Raw genomic sequence first — 16,915 nt, forward strand, 5'->3', positions numbered from 1 at the left:
ACTGCCCGAAAAGCCCCTCCGGCACGGCAGTCACCATCGACTTCGGATGCTATCCAAAGTGCCGCGCTTTTCAAGGCAAAAGTTTTAAGCTTAAAAAGTTTCGCCCGGCTGTTGCGCCGCCGATACGCCCGTTTTGCCTGGCTGTGCCCGTCTCATGCCAGTTCATCGCGCGCCGCGGCGCAGTTGGCCGCGGTGCCGGCGCCAAGAAACATCGTGTCGCTGGCCAGGATAAAGAAGCTGGCGCCGAAGGCAGCCCATTGGCCTACAGGCTGCGGACTGGCGAAAAAATACCGGCGGCCTTGTCGTGTGCGATCGTCGCGCCGATGATTGTGCGGATCGCCGCATTGAGCTTGTCGGCGCCTTTCGGCCCGATCGCATCGATCGACACCGAGAGATCGCCGGGGCCGACGAAGACCACATCGACGCCGTCGACGGCCGCGATCGCATCGATGTTGGCGAGCCCTTCCGCTGTCTCGACCTGGACCGCCACGACGGTCCTGTCATTGGCGCCGGCCAGATATTCGGGAATGCGATAGCCATAGCCGGCAGCCCGGCCAGGTCCGACGCCGCGCTCGCCGAGCGGCGGATAGCGACATGCCTTCACCGCCGCCTCCGCCTGGGCGGCGGTCGAGACGCGCGGCACCAGCACCCCTTGCGCGCCGCTGTCCAGCGCCGCCTGGATGGATTCCGGCGCATGGCCGGGAACGCGCACCATCGCCGGCACGCGGTGCACGTCGGCCGCGCGCACCAAGGTCTCGACCATGTCACGCGAAATCTGGGCATGCTCCCAGTCGATGCAGAGGAAATCGAGGCCGGCCAGCGCCATCACTTCGACCGCGACCGGATGCGGAATGGCGGCGAAGGAACCGACGATGTTCGTCTTGCCAATGCATTTCTGACGAAACTCGCTCATGCCGATCCCCTTTTTCGTGTGGCCCAAATTCATAGCCGCAATCGGCGGCAAGGCGAAGCTATTTCAGGCTTGAAATATTTTGCCGCGGGCCTAGCGTGTGGTCTCCCGCCGCGAGTTCCCGACATGATCAAAGCCCATCCCCTGCACGGCCCGAACAAACTGAAGCTCGGCGTCTTTTCGACCAACGCCGATGGCGGCCTCGCCATCACCGATGTGCCGGAGCGTTGGACGGCAAGCTGGCAGGACAATCTGACGGCGGCGCAAATCGCCGACCGCGCCGGGCTGGAATTCATGCTGCCGATCGCGCGCTGGCGCGGCTTTGGCGGCCGCAACAAGGTGCGCGAGTGGTCGTTCGAAACCTTCACCTGGGCGGCGGCACTTGCCGTGGCCACCGAGCAGATCGGCCTGTTCATGACCGTGCACGTGCCGCTGGTGCATCCGCTCTACGCCGCCAAGGCGCTGGCGACGGTCGACCACATCAGCCAGGGCCGCGCCGGCCTCAACATCGTCTGCGGCTGGAATCCAAAGGAATTCGGCATGTTCGGCACGCCGTTGGTCGAGAAGGGTTACGACCAGGCAGCCGAGTGGATCGAGATTCTTGAGAAGCTTTATGCGTCGACCGAGCCGCTCGACTACGAAGGCGCCTACTATCGCCTGAAGGAAGCTGTCAGCCGGCCGGCCAGCCTGCAGGTTCCGCGCCCGGTAACGATGAACGCCGCTTTCGGCGGGCCGGGCCGCGATTTCGCCGCCGCCAAATGCGATTATCTGTTCACGACCTTTTCCGAGATGAGCGATGCCGGCAAGCATGTCGCCGACATCCGTGAGCGGGCCGACAAGGTCGGCCGCGATGTCGGCGTCTACACCGTGGCGCATGTCGTCTGCCGTCCGACGATGGAAGAGGCGCAGGCCTATTACAACCGCTATGCGGTGACGCTGGCCGACCATGAGGCGGTCGACGCCCATATGGCCGGCAAGAAGGAATTCTCGCAGTCGCACGACCCGCACGCCTATGACCGCTACAGTCAGCGCTTCGCCGGCGGTGCCGGCACCTATCCGCTGATCGGAACCCCGGAAACGATCGCCGCCGACATGGTCGCGATTGCTGGGTACGGCTACCAGGGCATTGCGCTCTCCTTCGTCAACTACACGCAGGAATTGCCCTATTTCTGCGACCACGTGCTGCCGATTTTGAGGAAGGCTGGCCTGCGCGCATAAATTATTCCGGGCGAGCGGCTATTCCGGAGATTGGTTATTCCGGGATAACGGCGGTGGCCTGGATCTCCACCTTGGCGCGATCCTCGACCAGCGCCATCACCTGCATGGCGGCCATCGCCGGGAAATGCCGGCCGATCACCTCGCGATAGGCCTCGCCGATCCCCCTGAGATTGGACAGATACTCGGCCTTGTCGGTGAAATACCAGGTCATCGAGGTGATGTGTTGCGGCGTGGCACCGGCCTCGGCCAGCACCGCGACGATGTTTTGCAGCGTCTGCCGCACCTGGCCGACAAAGTCGTCGGTTTCGAACTGGCACTGCCCGTTCCAGCCGACCTGTCCACCGACGAAGATGAGCCGCCCGCGTGCCGCGACACCATTGGCGTAGCCGACCGGTTTGGCCCAGCCTTCCGGCTGCAAAATCTCATGCATTCATGCCTCCCGGTATTTCCGCAAAACCAAGTCTCAAAATCGAATACTCTTCAATTTCCCGTCGTGAGGCCGCGCCCATCACTTGCCGCGCGATGACCACCTTCTGCACGTCGGAAGCGCCCTCATAGATGCGCAGTGCTCGAATCTCGCGATACAGACTCTCGACGATGTGCCCCTTGCGCACACCGTCGCCGCCATGCAGTTGCACGGCCTTGTCGATCACCTCTTGCGCCTTGTCGGTGGCGAACAGCTTGGCCATCGCCGCCTCGCGGGTGACCCGCGCCGCACCCATGTCCTTGGTCCACGCGGCGCGGTAGACCAGCAGCGCGGCCGCATCGACGTCGAGCGCCATGTCGGCAATATGGCCTTGCACCATCTGCAGTTCGCCCATAGGCGCGCCGAACAGTTTGCGCTCTGCCACCCTCTTGATGCTTTCATCCAGCGCGCGGCGGGCAAAGCCAAGGGCTGCCGCACCAACGGTCGAGCGGAACACGTCGAGCACCGACATGGCGATACGAAAACCGTCGCCGGGCTTGCCGATCAGTGCGGCGGCCGGCAGGCGGACCTGATCGAAGGACAGCCGCGCCAGCGGATGCGGCGCGATCACTTCGAGGCGCTCGGCAATGCCGAGGCGCTTGGCGTCAGCCGGCACGACAAAGGCGGAAAGCCCCTTGGCGCCCGGTGCCTCGCCGGTGCGGGCAAAGACGATGTAGAGATCGGCAATGCCGCCATTGGAAATCCAGGTCTTTTCGCCGGTGAGCACATAAGCGTCACCGTCGCGGGTCGCCGTCATCTCGGTGTTGGCGACATCCGATCCCGAGCGCGGTTCCGACAGGGCGAAGGCCGAGATCGCCTTGCCGGCGCGGGTCTTGGTTAGCCACTGCTGCTGCTCCGCCGTGCCGAACAGGCTAAGCGCACCGGTGCCGAGCCCTTGCATGGCGAAAGCGAAATCGGCGAGACCGTCATGGCGCGCCAGCGTCTCGCGCGTGATGCACAAAGTGCGGACGTCGAGGGGGCCGGGATTGTCAGTGTCGACGGCTGTCGGTTTCAGCCAGCCGTCCTCCCCGAGTTTTTGCACCAGCTCGCGACAGGCGGCATCGACGTCATGGTGATCGACCGGCAAGTTCGTCGCGCACCATGCTTCCAGGCGTTCGGCCAGTTCGCGATGACGGTCCTCGAAGAACGGCCAGGAGAGGAAACTCTTGTCAGCCATCAATTGCCCTCGAACGCCGGCTTTTCCTTGGCCACGAATGCCTTGTAGGCGCGCTCGAAATCGCGCGTCTGCATGCAGATCGCTTGCGCCTGGGCTTCCGCCTCAATCGCCTGGTCGAGACCCATCGACCATTCCTGGTTGAGCTGCGTCTTGGTGATGCCATGGGCGAAGGTCGGGCCGGAGACGATGCGCGCCGCCATGTCGAGCGCGTCGGCTTCGAGTGCTGCCGCATCGACCAGCCTGTTGTAAAACCCCCAGCGCTCGCCTTCGGCGGCCGTCATGGTGCGGCCGGTGTAGAGCAGTTCGGCGGCGCGGCCCTGGCCGATGATGCGCGGCAGGATCGCGCAGGCGCCCATGTCGCAGCCGGCGAGGCCGACGCGGGTGAACAGGAAGGCGGTCTTGGCCTCCGGCGTGGCGATGCGGATGTCGGAACTCATGGCGATGATCGCGCCGGCGCCGACCGCGACGCCATCGACCGCCGCGATGATCGGTTTGCCGCAATTCAGCATCGCCTTGACGAAATCGCCGGTCATGCGGGTGAAGGCCAGGAGTTCCTTCATGTCCATCTTGACCAGCGGGCCGATAATGTCGTGAACATCGCCGCCGGAGCAGAAATTGCCGCCATTGGAGAGGAACACCACGGCATCGACATCGTCGGCATAGACAAGGTCGCGGAACGTGTCGCGCAACTCGGCATAGCTGTCGAAGGTCAGCGGGTTCTTGCGCTCCGGCCGGTCGAGCCGGATTTTCGCGATCCTGCCCTCGACCTCCCACAGGAAATGCTTCGGCTTGAGGCCGGCCATCCCGGTCATTCGCGTCCCTCCCAGTTGCTGCGGAACGAGGTCAGCATGCCGGTCAGCCGGCGGGCATCCTCCTCGCTGACCTTGCCCAGCAATTCGCCGATCCAGCCCTCATGCGCCGCGGCGATGGTGGCAAAGGATTTGGTGCCTTCGTCGGTCAGTCGCACCATGGACGTGCGGCGGTCACCATTGCGGCGCGCGCGGGCGACCAGTCCCTCTGACACGAGCCGGTCGACAATGCCGGTGACATTGCCGTTGGAGACCAGCAGGAAACGCGACAGGTCGCTCATCAGCATGCCTTCCGGCACGCGGTAGAGTGCGGCCATCACATCGAAACGCGGCAGCGTCGTATCGAATTCCTTCTTCAGGCGCTCGCGCAGTTCGGCTTCGATGGTGCGCGAAGCGCGCAGCAGCCTGATCCATAGGCGCAGCCTGTCCTTGCCGGGTCCCGACGGCGCGGGCAGGGGGCCGGCTACCATGTTTCGCCTCCTGAGATCGAGATTGCCTGTCCGGTGATCGATGCTGCCGCATCGCCGCACAGCCACAGCACGGCGGCGGCAACTTCCTGTGGCTGGATGAAGCGGCCCTGCGGGTTGGTCGAGGCGAGGCTGGCGCGCGCCTCACCGGCCGAGCGGCCGGTCTTTTCGATGATGCGCTGGATAGACTCCTCCAGCATGTCGGTCTCGACGAAGCCCGGGCAGACCGCATTGACGGTCACGCCCGATTTCGCCGTCTCGGCGGCAAGCGCCCGCATCAGTCCGACGACGCCATGCTTGGCGGCCACGTAAGGCGCGACATAGGCGTAGCCCTTCAACCCAGCCGTGGAGGCGACGAACACGATCCGCCCCGATTTCCGCGCGGCCATGCCGGCCAGTGCCGGCTTCACCGTCAGGAAGGCGCCGGTCAAATTGACGTCGAGCGTCCGCTGCCAGTCGGCCAGCGTGGTCTTGTGCGCCGGCGTGCTGCCGGCCATGCCGGCATTGGCGACGACGATGTCGAAGGCCCCGCGCGCGGCTTCCGCCGTCTGGTAAAGCGAGGCCATCGCCGTTTCATCGGTGACATCGGCGGCAATGGCGAAAATGCCTTCGCTTTCGCCGGCCACCTTGGCAAGCTCTGCTTCGCGGCGACCACAGATGGTCACGTCGATGCCCGCGCCCGCCAGCGCCAGCGCGATAGCGCGGCCGACACCGGAACCGCCGCCGGTGACCAGCGCATGCTTGCCGGCAATCGTTGTTGCGGCCGTCATACTTTCAGCCCTGCCGCAGCGTCACGCTCGGCCAGTCGGTAGAGCTGGTCGCGCCCGGGCAGATACGGATCCGGCCACTTCACGCCACGGTCACCGAGTGTGACGGCGGCATGCAGCGTCCAGTAGGGGTCGGCGAGATGCGGCCGTGCCAGCGCCACCAGATCGGCGCGGCCGGCCATCAGGATCGAATTGACATGGTCCGGCTCGTAGATGTTGCCGACCGCCATTGTCGCCATGCCGACCTCGTTGCGGATGCGGTCGGAAAACGGCGTCTGGAACATGCGGCCATAGACCGGCTTCGCCTGCGCCGAAGTTTGCCCTGCCGAGACGTCGCAGATGTCGACGCCGGCCTCATGCAGCAGCTTTGCGATCTCCACCGCGTCGGCGGGTGTGACGCCTTCGATGCCGACCCAGTCATTGGCCGAAATGCGCATCGAGATCGGCTTCTCCGCCGGCCATGCGGCGCGCACCGCATGGAAGATTTCGAGGGGATAGCGCATGCGGTTCTCAAGCGAACCGCCATATTCATCCGTGCGCCGGTTGGTGACCGGCGTGATGAAGGACGACAGGAGATAGCCATGCGCGGCGTGGATCTCCAGCATGTCGAAGCCGCAACGGTCAGCCATCTCGGCGGAGGCCACGAACTGGTCACGCACCAGATCCATGTCGGTGCGGTCCATCGCCTTCGGCACCTGGTTCTCAGGCGACCACGCAACCGCCGATGCCGCGATGACAGGCCAGTTGCCCGAGGCGAGCGGCACGTCGGTGCCTTCCCAGCCGAGCCTGGTCGAACCCTTGGCGCCGGAATGGCCGATCTGGGCGCAGATCTTCGCCTCGGTCTCGGCGTGGACGAAGTCGACCAGTCGCTTCCACGCCACCTCGTGTTCGGGCGCGTAGAAGCCGGGACAGCCGGGCGTGATGCGGCCTTCGGGGCTGACGCAGGTCATCTCGATATAGACGAGCCCCGCACCACCCTTGGCGCGCTCGGCATAGTGAGAGAAATGCCAGTCGGTCGGGCGGCCGTCGACGGCCTTGTACTGCGCCATCGGCGAGACGACGACCCGGTTTTGCAGCTTCATGTCGCGCAGCTTGAACGGCGCGAACATCGGCGCGCGGCGCAGCCTGTTGCCGCCGGCACCCGCCTGTCGCTGGAACCATTCTTCCGCGCCGCCCAGCCATTCGGCATCGCGCAGCCGCAAATTCTCGTGGCTGATACGTTGCGAACGGGTCAGCAGCGAATAGTTGAACTGCACCGGATCGAGCCCGAGATAGCGCTCGACCTCCTCGAACCATTCCAGCGAATTGCGCGCCGCCGATTGCAGCTTCAGCACCTCGGTGCGCCGTGCATCCTCATATCTGCGGAAGGCGGCATCGAGGTCTGGCTCGGTCTCGACATACTCGGCCAGCGCCACGGCACTTTCCAGGGCAAGTTTGGTGCCGGAGCCGATCGAGAAATGCGCCGATGCCGCCGCATCGCCCATCAATGCCAGGTTCTTGTAAGACCAGCGCTCGCACAGCACGCGTGGGAAATTGATCCAGGCCGAACCCCTGATATGGTTGGCATTGGTCATCAGCGCATGGCCGCCGAGATGTTTTTCGAAGATGCGCTCGCAGACGGCGATGGACTCCTGCTGCGACATCGCACCGAAGCCGAAGGCGGCCCAGGTCTGTTCGCTGCATTCGACGATGAAGGTCGCGGTCTCGCTGTCGAACTGGTAGGCATGCGCCCACACCCAGCCATGCTCGGTCTTTTCGAAGATGAAGGTGAAGGCGTCGTCGAATTTCTGGTTGGTGCCGAGCCAGACGAACTTGCATTTGCGGGTGTCGATGTCGGGCTTGAAGATATCGACGAAGGTGTTGCGCGCCCTGGAGTTCAGCCCGTCGGCGGCGACCACCAGATCATGCGTCTCCATGTAGGGGCGGGGGTCGGCGATGTCGGTCTCGAACATCAGCTTGACGCCGAGCTCGCGGGCGCGGCGCTGCAAAAGGATCAGCAGCCGCTTGCGGCCGATGCCGCAGAAGCCGTGGCCTGACGAGACCGTGCGCACGCCGTCATGGATGACGGCGATGTCGTCCCAGTAGGCGAAATGCTTCTTGATCCAGACGGCGCTGACCGGATCGTTTTTGGCGAGATTCTCGAGCGTTTCGGCCGACAGCACGACGCCCCAGCCGAACGTGTCGTCGGCGCGGTTGCGCTCGAACACCGTCACATCATGCGCGGCGTCCCTGAGCTTCATCGAAATGGCAAAGTAGAGGCCGGCTGGTCCGCCGCCGAGAACCGCAACCTTCATCTGTGCGATCTCCTCTTCGCTTGCTGTCTCGTCAAGTATCGCGCCGGAGGCAAGATATTTCAAGCTTAAAGTTTTATATCGAAATCATTGGGCGCATATCGGCAGCGCGCTTGCGTGTCGTCCCACAAGCGCGCCAAAAGCTCACTTTTCCGGGTTCTTCGGGCTCCAAAGCACCGTCTCGGCACCCTTCTCATAGGCCATGCCGTCGGGATAGCTGATCGCTTCCAGTTGCAGTCCCCAGGGCGCCTGGAAATAGAGGATGGTCTGGCCGGCGGCGGGGCCTTCCTTGACCGGCAAAGGCCCCATCCTGGTTTTGACACCCTTGCCATCGAGATAGGCCTTGGCGGCGGCGACGTCGTCGACATAGAGGGCGATATGGAAGCCGCCAATGTCGCTGTTCTTCGGCGTCAGATCCTTCTGGTCGGGCGCGGTGTATTTGAACAGCTCGATGTTCGAGCCATAGCCGCAACGCACCATCGTGACCTGCTCGATGACCGCCTTGGGATCGACGCCCAGAAGGTCTTGCATGAAGGTGCCTTTGTCGTCGGCGAACGGGCCGAACGACATTGCCTTCTTGCAGCCGACCACCTCGGTGAAGAAGTCGACCGCCTGCTTCATGTCGGGAACCGTGATGCCGGTATGGTCGTGGCCGCGCATGCCGGGGATCGAATCCGCGGAAGCCATGCCGGCGCTGCCAAGGATAGTGGCAGCGAGCGTTGCATTTCGAAGTATCGCCTTCATGTCAGTCCTCTCCATTGGCGGGACCTGGGTCTTTGCGGTCGCACGTCCGAAGCCCGCTTCTCGGCGTGCGTATGCATTCACGCCGGCGGCTTGGCCGCCGACGGGATGTCCAGCCATCCGGCGTCGATTTCAGGCAGCGGAATGGCTGCGATGAGGTCGCGCGTATAGGCCTCCCGGGGATTGTCGAACAAGGCGTCGGTGGCGCTGGCCTCGACGATCACGCCTTCGCGCATGACAATGACTTGCCGGCACAGCCGCCGGATGACCGACAGATCGTGGCTGATGAAGGCGACGGTCAGCCCCATCTCCGCCGCCAGTTTCTCCAGCAGGGTCAGGATCTGCGCCTGCGTCGACACGTCGAGGCCGGAGACGATCTCGTCGGCCAGCACGAATTTCGGTGAGAGCGCGAGCGCGCGGGCAATGCCGACGCGCTGGCGCTGGCCGCCCGACAGTTCGTGGCGGTAGCGGCCGGCAAAACTCTGCGGCAGCCCGACCCGCTGCAGCGCCTCGGCGACGCGTGCCTTCAGATTGTCGCCAAGCCCGTTCTGCTTCAGCGGCGCGGCGATGATGCTGGCGATGGTGCGGCGCGGGTTGAGCGACGACAGCGGATCCTGGAAGATCATCTGCAGGTCGCGGCGCAACGGCCGCAGCTCCGCCTCTGGCAGATGGGTGATGTCGCGGCCCTCGAAGCTGACGCTGCCGGCGCTCGGCTCAAGCAGCCTGACCAGCGCGCGCCCAAGCGTCGACTTGCCGGATCCGGACTCGCCGACAATGCCGGTCACCGAGCCGCTCGGCAGGTCGAAATCGAGACCTTTCAGGATCTCGGCCAAAGGCGCGCGACCGATCAACGGCTTGCGCGTCATGTCGGGCAGCGCGACCTTCAGCCCGCGCACGGAAAATAGCGGCTCAGCCATGCGGCGGCCTCCAGGCTTGGTCAGCGGCGGCGATCTCCGAAGCGAGCCCGGCCAGCACGGCATCGTCTACAGGCTTCAGCGAAGCAAACGGGTCCGTGTAGCGCGGCGTCGCCGCCATCAGCGCGCGTGTGTAGGGGTGCTGCGGCGTAGCAAAGAGCGCTGCCGTCTCGGCCTCCTCCACCACTTTGCCGGCATAGAGCACCGATACCTTCTGGCTGACCTTGGCCACGACGCCGAGATCATGGGTGACGAACAGGATCGCCGTGCCGTGCTCGCGCTGCAACGCGGCGATCAGGCGCAGGATCTGCTTCTGCACGGTGACGTCGAGCGCCGTGGTCGGTTCATCGGCGACGATCAGCCTTGGTTCGGCGGCGAAGGCGGCGGCGATCAGCACGCGCTGGCGCATGCCGCCGGAGAGCTCATGCGGATAGCTTTTCAGCACGCGGTCGGGGTCGCGGATCTGCACCTCGTCCAGCAACTGCCGGATGCGCGTGTCGGCCTTCCCGCCGCTCCAGCCGAGGATGCGCACCAGCCGGTCGGTCATCTGGGGGCCGATGCGGCGTGACGGGTTGAGCGCGGTCAGCGGATCCTGCGGGATCAGCGCGGTGCGTGCGCCGATCAGCGCGCGCCTTGCCTTGGGCTGCAGCTTGCCGAGGTCTTCACCCTCAAGCAGCATGTCGCCTTCGACGATGCGCACGCTCGACGGCAACACACCGAGCACCGCCTTGCCGATCATCGTCTTGCCGGCGCCGCTCTCGCCGACCAGCGCGCGGACCTCGCCGGGCTGCACGGAGAGTGATACCGAGCGCAGCACGCGCTGGCCGTTCGGCAGCACGGCGCTTAGATTGACGATGTCGAGACAGGCGCTCATCGCAGCACCGGGTCGAAACGCGCTTTCAGCGCCTCGCCGAACTGGCTGAACGACAGCACGGTGAGGATCAGCGTGATCAGTGGAAACACCAGCACCCACCAGGCCTGATGGATCGACAGCCGGCCCTCGGCGATGATGCCGCCCCAGGTCGGATCGTCGGTCGAGATCGACAGATTGACGAAGGACAGGATCGCCTCGACGATGACGGCGATGCCCATCTCCAAGGACAGCAGCGCCACGATCGACGGCACCACATTGGGCAGCACTTCGCGCAGCATGATGCCGATGCGGCCATAGCCGGCAATGCGGGCATTCTCGACATAATCCATGCGCGACTGGCCCATCGCTTCGGCGCGGATCACCCGGCAGAAGCGCGTCCAGTCGATGATGGCGATGGCGAGGATGACGGAGCTCAAGCCCGTGCCCAGCACCGCCACCAGCAGGATGGCGAACAGCACCGGTGGAAACGCCATCCAGATATCGACGATGCGCGAAATGATGCGGTCGGCCCAGCCGCCGAAATAGCCGGCGATCAGCCCGAGCGTCGAGCCGACGAGGCAGGCGGCGATGGCCGCGGCGAAGGCGACGATGAAGGCGATGCGGCCGCCGAAGATCAGGCGCGAGAGCAGATCGCGGCCGAGGCTGTCGGTGCCCAGCCAATAGCCGGGCTCGGCGCCGTCGAGCCAGAAGGGCGGCAGCCGCTCCAGCATCAGATCCTGCGCCAGCGGATCCTGCGGCGCGACAAGCGGCGCGAAGATTGCCGCCAGCAGCGCCAGCAGCAGCCAGCCGCCGGCGAGCCACAACCTGGGGCTCAGTCCGCGCCTTGAGGCCCTATCCATGGCGCAGCCTCGGATTGAGGAGCGCATACATCATGTCGACGGTGAGGTTGATCAGCACGAACAGCAGCGCGAAGACCAGCACGATGCCCTGGATCAGCGGCAGGTCGCGGTTGATGACGGCATCGATCGCCATGTTGCCGAGGCCTTCATAGGAAAACAGCCTCTCGACGATGACCGTGCCGCCGATGAGGAAGGTGAACTGCACGCCGACCAGGGTCAGCGTCGGCAGAGCGGCATTCTTCAGCGCCTCGCGCAGGATGACCTGCGTCTCAGAAAAACCCTTCACCCGCGCCAGCACGACATAGTCGAGGTCGAGCACTTCCTTCAGCGACTGTTTCAACAGCTGCGAGATGATCGCCGCCAGCGGCAGCGCCAGCGCTACCGCCGGCATCAGCATGTGTTTCAAGAGGTCCCAGGTCAGGTCGAAGCGCAGCCGCAGCAGGCTTTCGAAGAAATAGAACTGGGTGACGAAGGGCAGGTCGAGCTGCGGCGACACGCGGCCGGAAATGTCGAAGATCGGCACCAGCACGCCGAACAAAAGGATCAGCACCAGGCCCCACAGGAAATCGGGAATGGAAAGCGCCGCGCCGCTGGCGATGTCGATGCCGGCTTCCACCGCCGTGCCGAGTTCACGCGCGCCGAGCACCGCCGTCGTGCCGCCAAGCAGCACCGCCATGACAAGCGCGACGATGGCCAGCTCCAGCGTCGCCGGCAGCCGGTTGAAGACGAGGCCGAGCACATCCTGCCTGAGCGAAATCGAGGTGCCGAAATCGCCCCTGACGACGCCGGACAGCCAGATGAAGAATTGCTGCACGATGGTCTTGTCGAGCCCGTAGAGCGCGCGCAGGCGGGCGATGTCGTCATCCGTCGCACCGGGCGGCAGCATCATGGCGATCGGATCGCCGGGCGCGACGCGGATCACGACGAAGACGACGACGGCCACGCCGAACAGCGTGATCAGCATCGTCAGAAGACGGATCAGGAATCGTTGCAGGAGCATGTAAATCTTTGCGGGAGCCCGCAGGCTCGTATGCCGTAGAAATGCGCGCCGTCGCTATGGACGGCGCGCGGCAATTCCAGGCCGATATCAGGCCGGGGTCATCAAGGCGGGCAGCAGCGCGCCGGAAATGTGCTGCACGACATTGACCTTCTTGGAGTGCACGATCGGCTGGGCGTACTGGATCAGCGGCAGCACATAGGCCTCTTCGGCAATGTACTTGTCGACCGCTTTCCAGCCGGCGATGCGCTTGGCCTCGTCCTTCTCGCCCCAGAGCGGGCCGATCTTGGCATCGAGGTCGTCGGTCTTCCACGACGAATGCGGCGAGGGTCCGAACATGGCGAAGCCGGTCGAGGTGGTCGGATCGCCGATGGAATTGCCCCAGTTGTAGAACGCCGCCGGCGCCAGCTTGTGCGCGGCGCGCAGTTCATAGTGCTTGGCGATCTCGTAGACCTCGATCTCGGCCTCGATGCCGACCTTGCGCCACATGCCGACGATCGCCTGCACCATCTCGTAGTCCTTGGGCTTGAAGCCCTTGGTGGTCTGGATGGTGAACTTTGCCGGCTTCTTGGTCGAATAGCCGGAGGCGGCCAGCAATTCCTTGGCTTTTTCCGGATTGTGCTCGACCTTGATCGACGGATCGAAGGCCGCGTATTCCGGCGTCTCCAGCGTCGCGATCGGCAGGCCGTAGCCGCGCAGCAGCCGCTTGACCAACAGCTCCTTGTCCACCGCCATCACGGCCGCCTGGCGGACATTCTTGTCCAGCATGGCGTCCTTGTTGTTGAAGAAGATCATGCCGATGTCGGAGACGTTCTTGATCGAGCCGGCGAGTTCGCTCTTCTTGATGAGGCGGTCATATTCCTCATAGGGGATTTCAAGGGTCACCTGCGAGGAGCCGGACTCGATTTCGGCGACACGGCTCGCCGCATCGGTGACGAACTTGATCGTCACATTCTCGAAGGCCGGCTTGGTGCCCCAATAGTTCGGGTTGGCCTTGAGCCGCAGGAAGGCGTTGCGCTCGAATTTTTCGACCATATACGGACCGGTGCCGATCGGCGCTTTCTCGAAGCCTTCGGCGCCAACCTTCTCGTAGTAGGCCTTCGGCAGGATGTAGCCGGTCAGGAACGACATCCACTTGAAATAGACCGGGTCGAACTGCACCACGTCGCCGGTGATCTTGTTGCCGTCGATCTTGAAATTGTTGACGTTTTTCCAGACGAACTGGATCGGGTTGCCGGTCTTTTCGTCGCCCGCCCGCTGCAGAGACCAGACGACGTCCTCGGGCGTGAAGGGCGAGCCGTCATGCCATTTCACACCCTCGCGCACCGTCATCATCACCTTGGTGCGGTCGTCGTTCCAGCCCCATTCGGTGAGCAGGCCCGGCGCGAAGGACAGGTCCGGCTTTTGCGGAATGATCTGGTCGAACACCGACTGGTAGAGGCCCTGGATGGTCGGATTGACGGCCGAGGGTCCGGTTGTCGGATCCCAGGACGGCAGGTTGACATTGTAGGCGATGGTCAATTCGCCGGCAGCGGCCTTGGCTATTTTCGGCAGGCCAATGGCGGTCACGCCAAGGGCCGCGGCACTGTATCCCAGCAATTCGCGTCTGTTGATTTTCATGGTCGTTCCCCTTGTTGGTTATTGTCTTTGCGCGGCACTGTCCGTTCTTGGGTTCAGGCTTCGTGGGCAGCAGCGCCTTGCCTCTCGTCGCCTCGATAAAATCGTCGGAGCCTACCTCCCGCCAAGCTGTTGCGCGAGCATGAAACCCGAGGCCGCACCGGTGCCGGCGCCCGGCCATGTCGCGGCACCCGTGAGATGCAGATTGGTCACCGGCGTGTTCCAGCCGGCATAGCCCCGCGCCGGGCGAAACAAAAAGTTCTGCGCCAGATGGTGGCTGCCGCACACCTGGTCGCCGCCGACCAGATTCGGGTTCTCGCGCTCGAGATCGATGGGCGAGAACACCGAACGGCCGAGGATTTTGCTCCGCAGGCCGGGTGCATAGGTCTCGATGATGTCGAGCACGCGCTCGGCGTAGGCGTCCTTAACCTGATCCCAATGCGCGGGCGCGATCTTGGCCGACGCATCGCCCAGGATCTCGGCAGGCAGCATCCGCACCTGCACCCACAGCACATGCTTGCCCTGCGGCGCGCGCGACGGATCGATCGCTGAGGGCTGGCCGACGACCAGCACCGGTTCGTCCGGCAGCATGCCGGCCATCGCCTGCTGATAGGTGCGCGACATGGCGTCGAGCGACGGCGACAGATGCACATAAGCGAACTGCCGCAACTCGGCCCCGGCGCGCCAGTCCGGCAGGTCGTCGAGCGCCAGGTGGATCATCATCGTGCCTGGCGCATGGCGGAATTTCTGCATTGCCGTGTCGAAGCCGGTATTGCCGGAACCGCCGGGCAGCAGCTTGCTGGCCAGCGCCTTGGGCGCGACACCGGCGATGACCGCCTTGGTCGCTGTATGCGTCTCGCCGGAGGCGAGCCGAACACCGGTCGCCTTGCCGGCGGAAACGGTGATCTCGGCCACCTCGGCGCCAGTGACGATCTTGCCGCCGGCCGACGTGACCATGCCGGCCAGCGCCCGGATGATGGTATCGGCGCCGCCTTTGCCCAGCACCATGCCGAAACTCTGGTTGGCCATCGATTCCAGATAGGGGAACACTGCGCCGCCAGCGATGTCGGGAGCGAAGTCGAGATGCATGCCCCAGGTGGCGAGCGTCGCCCGCACATGCGCAGACTCGAAAGTTTCCTCCAGCCAAGCACGTGGCGACGACAGCAGCAGCCGGCCGGTGTCGAGCGCGCCGGCAACCCCCTTCTTGCGCCACAGGTTCCACGCGGTGCCTGCAAGCGCGCGGGCGCTCATCGGCGATCCCAGCAGCCGGAACAGATGCTCGGCCTCGGCCGGGAAGGCGGCAACCAGCCTGCGCCATGCCGCGGCGTCCGCAGCGGAGAAGGCAGCCATGCGCGTGGCGGTTTTTTCCAGGTCGTTGCTGACGCCGAACCAGCGTCCGTCCGGAAAGGCGCTGGCGAAACAGTCGGCGACCGGTATGAATTCCAGCCCCTGTGCTTTCAATTCATTTGCATATTTCTGGTGGAAGGCCGAGCCGGCAATAAGGCTCAGATTCATCGCGCCGAAATCGTGACGGAAGCCGGGAAGGGTGAATTCGCGGGTCTGCACGGCGCCGCCGATTGTTGCGCTGCGCTCGAAAATCCCGGTTTTCCAGCCTTTGAGCGCCAGATGCGCGGCGCATGCCAGACTGTTGTGGCCCGCCCCGACAAAGATGGCGTCGAACTCGCTCACGCCCCGTTCCCATTTCCTTTATGCTTAAAGATAATTGCAGATGCATATGTTTTCGTCTAGTAGGATATTAAGGGCCGAGACGAGCCTCGATCATCATCGACAAAGAGGGAACAGAGACCATGGACACCCAAAAACTCCTCGGCGAAGTCGCCGGCCAGCTGCTCTCAGGCGCCATCAAGGTGGTCGACCTCTCGGCGCAACTCGGACCGGACACGCCGCTGATCAAGCTGCCGCCGGAACTCGCGGTCGACACGCCGAAGGTCGAGATCCACTCGATCTCCCGTTATGACAAGAATGGTCCGTGGTGGGCGTGGAACTGGCTGAAGCTCGGCGAGCATTCGGGCACGCATTTCGATGCGCCGCAGCACTGGATCACCGGCAAGGATTATCCGGACGGCGCCACCGACACCATTCCGGCGCAGAATTTCGTCGGCCCGGTCAATGTCATCGACTGCTCCAAGGAAGCCGCCGCCGATCACGATTTCCTGCTCACCGTCGACCACATCAAGGCATGGGAAGCCAAGCATGGCGCCATCAACCCAGGCGAGTGGGTGGTGATGCGCACCGACTGGTACAAGCGCAACGCTTCGGAAGCCGAATTCCTCAACGCCAACGAAACCGGCCCGCACACGCCCGGTCCGACGGCCGAAGCCATCCAGTATCTGATAGCCAAGGACATCAAGGGCTGGGGCTCGGAGACGATCGGCACCGATGCCGGCAAGGCCGGCGGCATGGAGCCGCCATTCCCGGCGCACACGCTGATGCACAAGGCCAACCGCTACGGTCTCGCCAGCCTCTGCAACCTCGACCAGCTGCCGCCGAAGGGTGCCATCCTGATCGCGGCACCGCTCAAGATCGAGCACGGCACCGGCAGCCCGATCCGCGCGCTGGCGCTGGTGTCGGGGCAGTAAGGAGATCTTCGGGAGAAGATCATGCAGGTTGGCGAAGCGATAGAGAGGCAGGTTGGCGGCGCTCGCGCCCTACGGCGCCCCCCTCTGCCTTGCCGGGCATCTCCCCCACTTGGGGGGAGATTGGCGACTTTGGCGCCTCGCTCATTCCTGCAACGTCGGCGATTGGCGAAAGCCGAGATGACAATCGATCTCGATGTCCGGCAGGACAGAGGGGGGCGCCGTAGAACG

The 16,915-nt window shown here is 64.3% G+C and carries 15 protein-coding genes and 1 pseudogene; 2 read left to right on the forward strand and 14 right to left on the reverse strand.

The window, feature by feature from the left end; all coding sequences use genetic code 11:
• Positions 1-152 precede the first annotated feature (152 nt).
• Positions 153-913 (reverse strand): annotated as a pseudogene (locus AC04SF_RS17005) (HpcH/HpaI aldolase family protein).
• 123 nt (positions 914-1,036) lie between these two features.
• Between AC04SF_RS17005 and AC04SF_RS17010 the strand changes: the two are divergent.
• Positions 1,037-2,128 (forward strand): LLM class flavin-dependent oxidoreductase, encoded by a 1,092-nt coding sequence (locus AC04SF_RS17010; RefSeq protein WP_488478779.1) that lies wholly within the window; start codon positions 1,037-1,039, stop codon positions 2,126-2,128.
• 34 nt (positions 2,129-2,162) lie between these two features.
• Here AC04SF_RS17010 and AC04SF_RS17015 read toward each other — a convergent pair whose 3' ends face one another.
• The 13 genes from AC04SF_RS17015 to AC04SF_RS17075 all read right to left on the reverse strand — a co-directional run bounded on the left by AC04SF_RS17015 (position 2,163) and on the right by AC04SF_RS17075 (position 15,776).
• Positions 2,163-2,558, reverse strand: coding sequence for a RidA family protein (locus tag AC04SF_RS17015; protein WP_488478780.1), 396 nt, complete (start codon positions 2,556-2,558; stop codon positions 2,163-2,165).
• The gene (locus AC04SF_RS17020; protein ID WP_488478781.1) at positions 2,551-3,771 is read right to left on the reverse strand and encodes an acyl-CoA dehydrogenase family protein; all 1,221 of its coding nucleotides are present in this window, start codon (positions 3,769-3,771) and stop codon (positions 2,551-2,553) included. Before AC04SF_RS17020 ends, AC04SF_RS17015 begins: the two co-directional genes overlap by 8 nt.
• A complete protein-coding gene (locus tag AC04SF_RS17025) occupies positions 3,771-4,583 on the reverse strand; it encodes an enoyl-CoA hydratase family protein (protein ID WP_488478782.1) in 813 nt (270 codons plus the stop codon). Before AC04SF_RS17025 ends, AC04SF_RS17020 begins: the two co-directional genes overlap by 1 nt.
• Complete coding sequence (locus tag AC04SF_RS17030) at positions 4,580-5,050, reverse strand: MarR family winged helix-turn-helix transcriptional regulator (RefSeq protein ID WP_027043615.1); 471 nt, start codon at positions 5,048-5,050, stop codon at positions 4,580-4,582. The genes AC04SF_RS17025 and AC04SF_RS17030 overlap by 4 nt, the downstream gene beginning before the upstream one ends.
• A complete protein-coding gene (locus AC04SF_RS17035; protein ID WP_488478783.1) occupies positions 5,044-5,817 on the reverse strand; it encodes an SDR family NAD(P)-dependent oxidoreductase in 774 nt (257 codons plus the stop codon). Before AC04SF_RS17035 ends, AC04SF_RS17030 begins: the two co-directional genes overlap by 7 nt.
• Positions 5,814-8,108 carry a bifunctional salicylyl-CoA 5-hydroxylase/oxidoreductase gene (locus AC04SF_RS17040; protein WP_488478784.1) on the reverse strand — a complete coding sequence of 765 codons (2,295 nt, stop codon included), beginning with the start codon at positions 8,106-8,108 and terminating at the stop codon, positions 5,814-5,816. Before AC04SF_RS17040 ends, AC04SF_RS17035 begins: the two co-directional genes overlap by 4 nt.
• Positions 8,109-8,249: 141 nt before the next feature.
• On the reverse strand, positions 8,250-8,849 hold the full coding sequence (locus tag AC04SF_RS17045) for a VOC family protein (protein ID WP_488478785.1): 600 nt from the start codon (positions 8,847-8,849) through the stop codon (positions 8,250-8,252).
• Between the two features lie 77 nt (positions 8,850-8,926).
• Positions 8,927-9,763, reverse strand: coding sequence for an ATP-binding cassette domain-containing protein (locus tag AC04SF_RS17050; RefSeq protein ID WP_488478786.1), 837 nt, complete (start codon positions 9,761-9,763; stop codon positions 8,927-8,929).
• Positions 9,756-10,634 (reverse strand): ABC transporter ATP-binding protein, encoded by an 879-nt coding sequence (locus AC04SF_RS17055; protein WP_488478787.1) that lies wholly within the window; start codon positions 10,632-10,634, stop codon positions 9,756-9,758. Before AC04SF_RS17055 ends, AC04SF_RS17050 begins: the two co-directional genes overlap by 8 nt.
• The gene (locus tag AC04SF_RS17060) at positions 10,631-11,500 is read right to left on the reverse strand and encodes an ABC transporter permease (RefSeq protein ID WP_488478788.1); all 870 of its coding nucleotides are present in this window, start codon (positions 11,498-11,500) and stop codon (positions 10,631-10,633) included. The genes AC04SF_RS17055 and AC04SF_RS17060 overlap by 4 nt, the downstream gene beginning before the upstream one ends.
• Positions 11,466-12,473 carry an ABC transporter permease gene (locus tag AC04SF_RS17065; protein ID WP_488478789.1) on the reverse strand — a complete coding sequence of 336 codons (1,008 nt, stop codon included), beginning with the start codon at positions 12,471-12,473 and terminating at the stop codon, positions 11,466-11,468. Before AC04SF_RS17065 ends, AC04SF_RS17060 begins: the two co-directional genes overlap by 35 nt.
• A gap of 87 nt (positions 12,474-12,560) precedes the next feature.
• Positions 12,561-14,090 (reverse strand): ABC transporter substrate-binding protein, encoded by a 1,530-nt coding sequence (locus AC04SF_RS17070; RefSeq protein ID WP_488478790.1) that lies wholly within the window; start codon positions 14,088-14,090, stop codon positions 12,561-12,563.
• A 111-nt stretch (positions 14,091-14,201) separates the two neighbouring features.
• Positions 14,202-15,776 (reverse strand): phytoene desaturase family protein, encoded by a 1,575-nt coding sequence (locus AC04SF_RS17075; RefSeq protein ID WP_488478791.1) that lies wholly within the window; start codon positions 15,774-15,776, stop codon positions 14,202-14,204.
• A gap of 119 nt (positions 15,777-15,895) precedes the next feature.
• Here AC04SF_RS17075 and AC04SF_RS17080 point away from each other — a divergent pair, with 119 nt between their 5' ends.
• The gene (locus AC04SF_RS17080) at positions 15,896-16,687 is read left to right on the forward strand and encodes a cyclase family protein (RefSeq protein WP_488478792.1); all 792 of its coding nucleotides are present in this window, start codon (positions 15,896-15,898) and stop codon (positions 16,685-16,687) included.
• Positions 16,688-16,915: the final 228 nt, after the last annotated feature.

Source organism: Mesorhizobium sp. CNPSo 4671 (assembly GCF_057784245.1).

Excerpts from the sequence above, each read along its gene's own strand:
- AC04SF_RS17010 (WP_488478779.1), top strand. The coding sequence starts at position 1,037 with ATGATCAAAGCCCATCCCCTGCACGGCCCGAACAAACTGAAGCTCGGC.
- AC04SF_RS17015 (WP_488478780.1), bottom strand. The coding sequence starts at position 2,558 with ATGCATGAGATTTTGCAGCCGGAAGGCTGGGCCAAACCGGTCGGCTAC.
- AC04SF_RS17020 (WP_488478781.1), bottom strand. The coding sequence starts at position 3,771 with ATGGCTGACAAGAGTTTCCTCTCCTGGCCGTTCTTCGAGGACCGTCAT.
- AC04SF_RS17025 (WP_488478782.1), bottom strand. The coding sequence starts at position 4,583 with ATGACCGGGATGGCCGGCCTCAAGCCGAAGCATTTCCTGTGGGAGGTC.
- AC04SF_RS17030 (WP_027043615.1), bottom strand. The coding sequence starts at position 5,050 with ATGGTAGCCGGCCCCCTGCCCGCGCCGTCGGGACCCGGCAAGGACAGG.
- AC04SF_RS17035 (WP_488478783.1), bottom strand. The coding sequence starts at position 5,817 with ATGACGGCCGCAACAACGATTGCCGGCAAGCATGCGCTGGTCACCGGC.
- AC04SF_RS17040 (WP_488478784.1), bottom strand. The coding sequence starts at position 8,108 with ATGAAGGTTGCGGTTCTCGGCGGCGGACCAGCCGGCCTCTACTTTGCC.
- AC04SF_RS17045 (WP_488478785.1), bottom strand. The coding sequence starts at position 8,849 with ATGAAGGCGATACTTCGAAATGCAACGCTCGCTGCCACTATCCTTGGC.
- AC04SF_RS17050 (WP_488478786.1), bottom strand. The coding sequence starts at position 9,763 with ATGGCTGAGCCGCTATTTTCCGTGCGCGGGCTGAAGGTCGCGCTGCCC.
- AC04SF_RS17055 (WP_488478787.1), bottom strand. The coding sequence starts at position 10,634 with ATGAGCGCCTGTCTCGACATCGTCAATCTAAGCGCCGTGCTGCCGAAC.
- AC04SF_RS17060 (WP_488478788.1), bottom strand. The coding sequence starts at position 11,500 with ATGCGCTCCTCAATCCGAGGCTGCGCCATGGATAGGGCCTCAAGGCGC.
- AC04SF_RS17065 (WP_488478789.1), bottom strand. The coding sequence starts at position 12,473 with ATGCTCCTGCAACGATTCCTGATCCGTCTTCTGACGATGCTGATCACG.
- AC04SF_RS17070 (WP_488478790.1), bottom strand. The coding sequence starts at position 14,090 with ATGAAAATCAACAGACGCGAATTGCTGGGATACAGTGCCGCGGCCCTT.
- AC04SF_RS17080 (WP_488478792.1), top strand. The coding sequence starts at position 15,896 with ATGGACACCCAAAAACTCCTCGGCGAAGTCGCCGGCCAGCTGCTCTCA.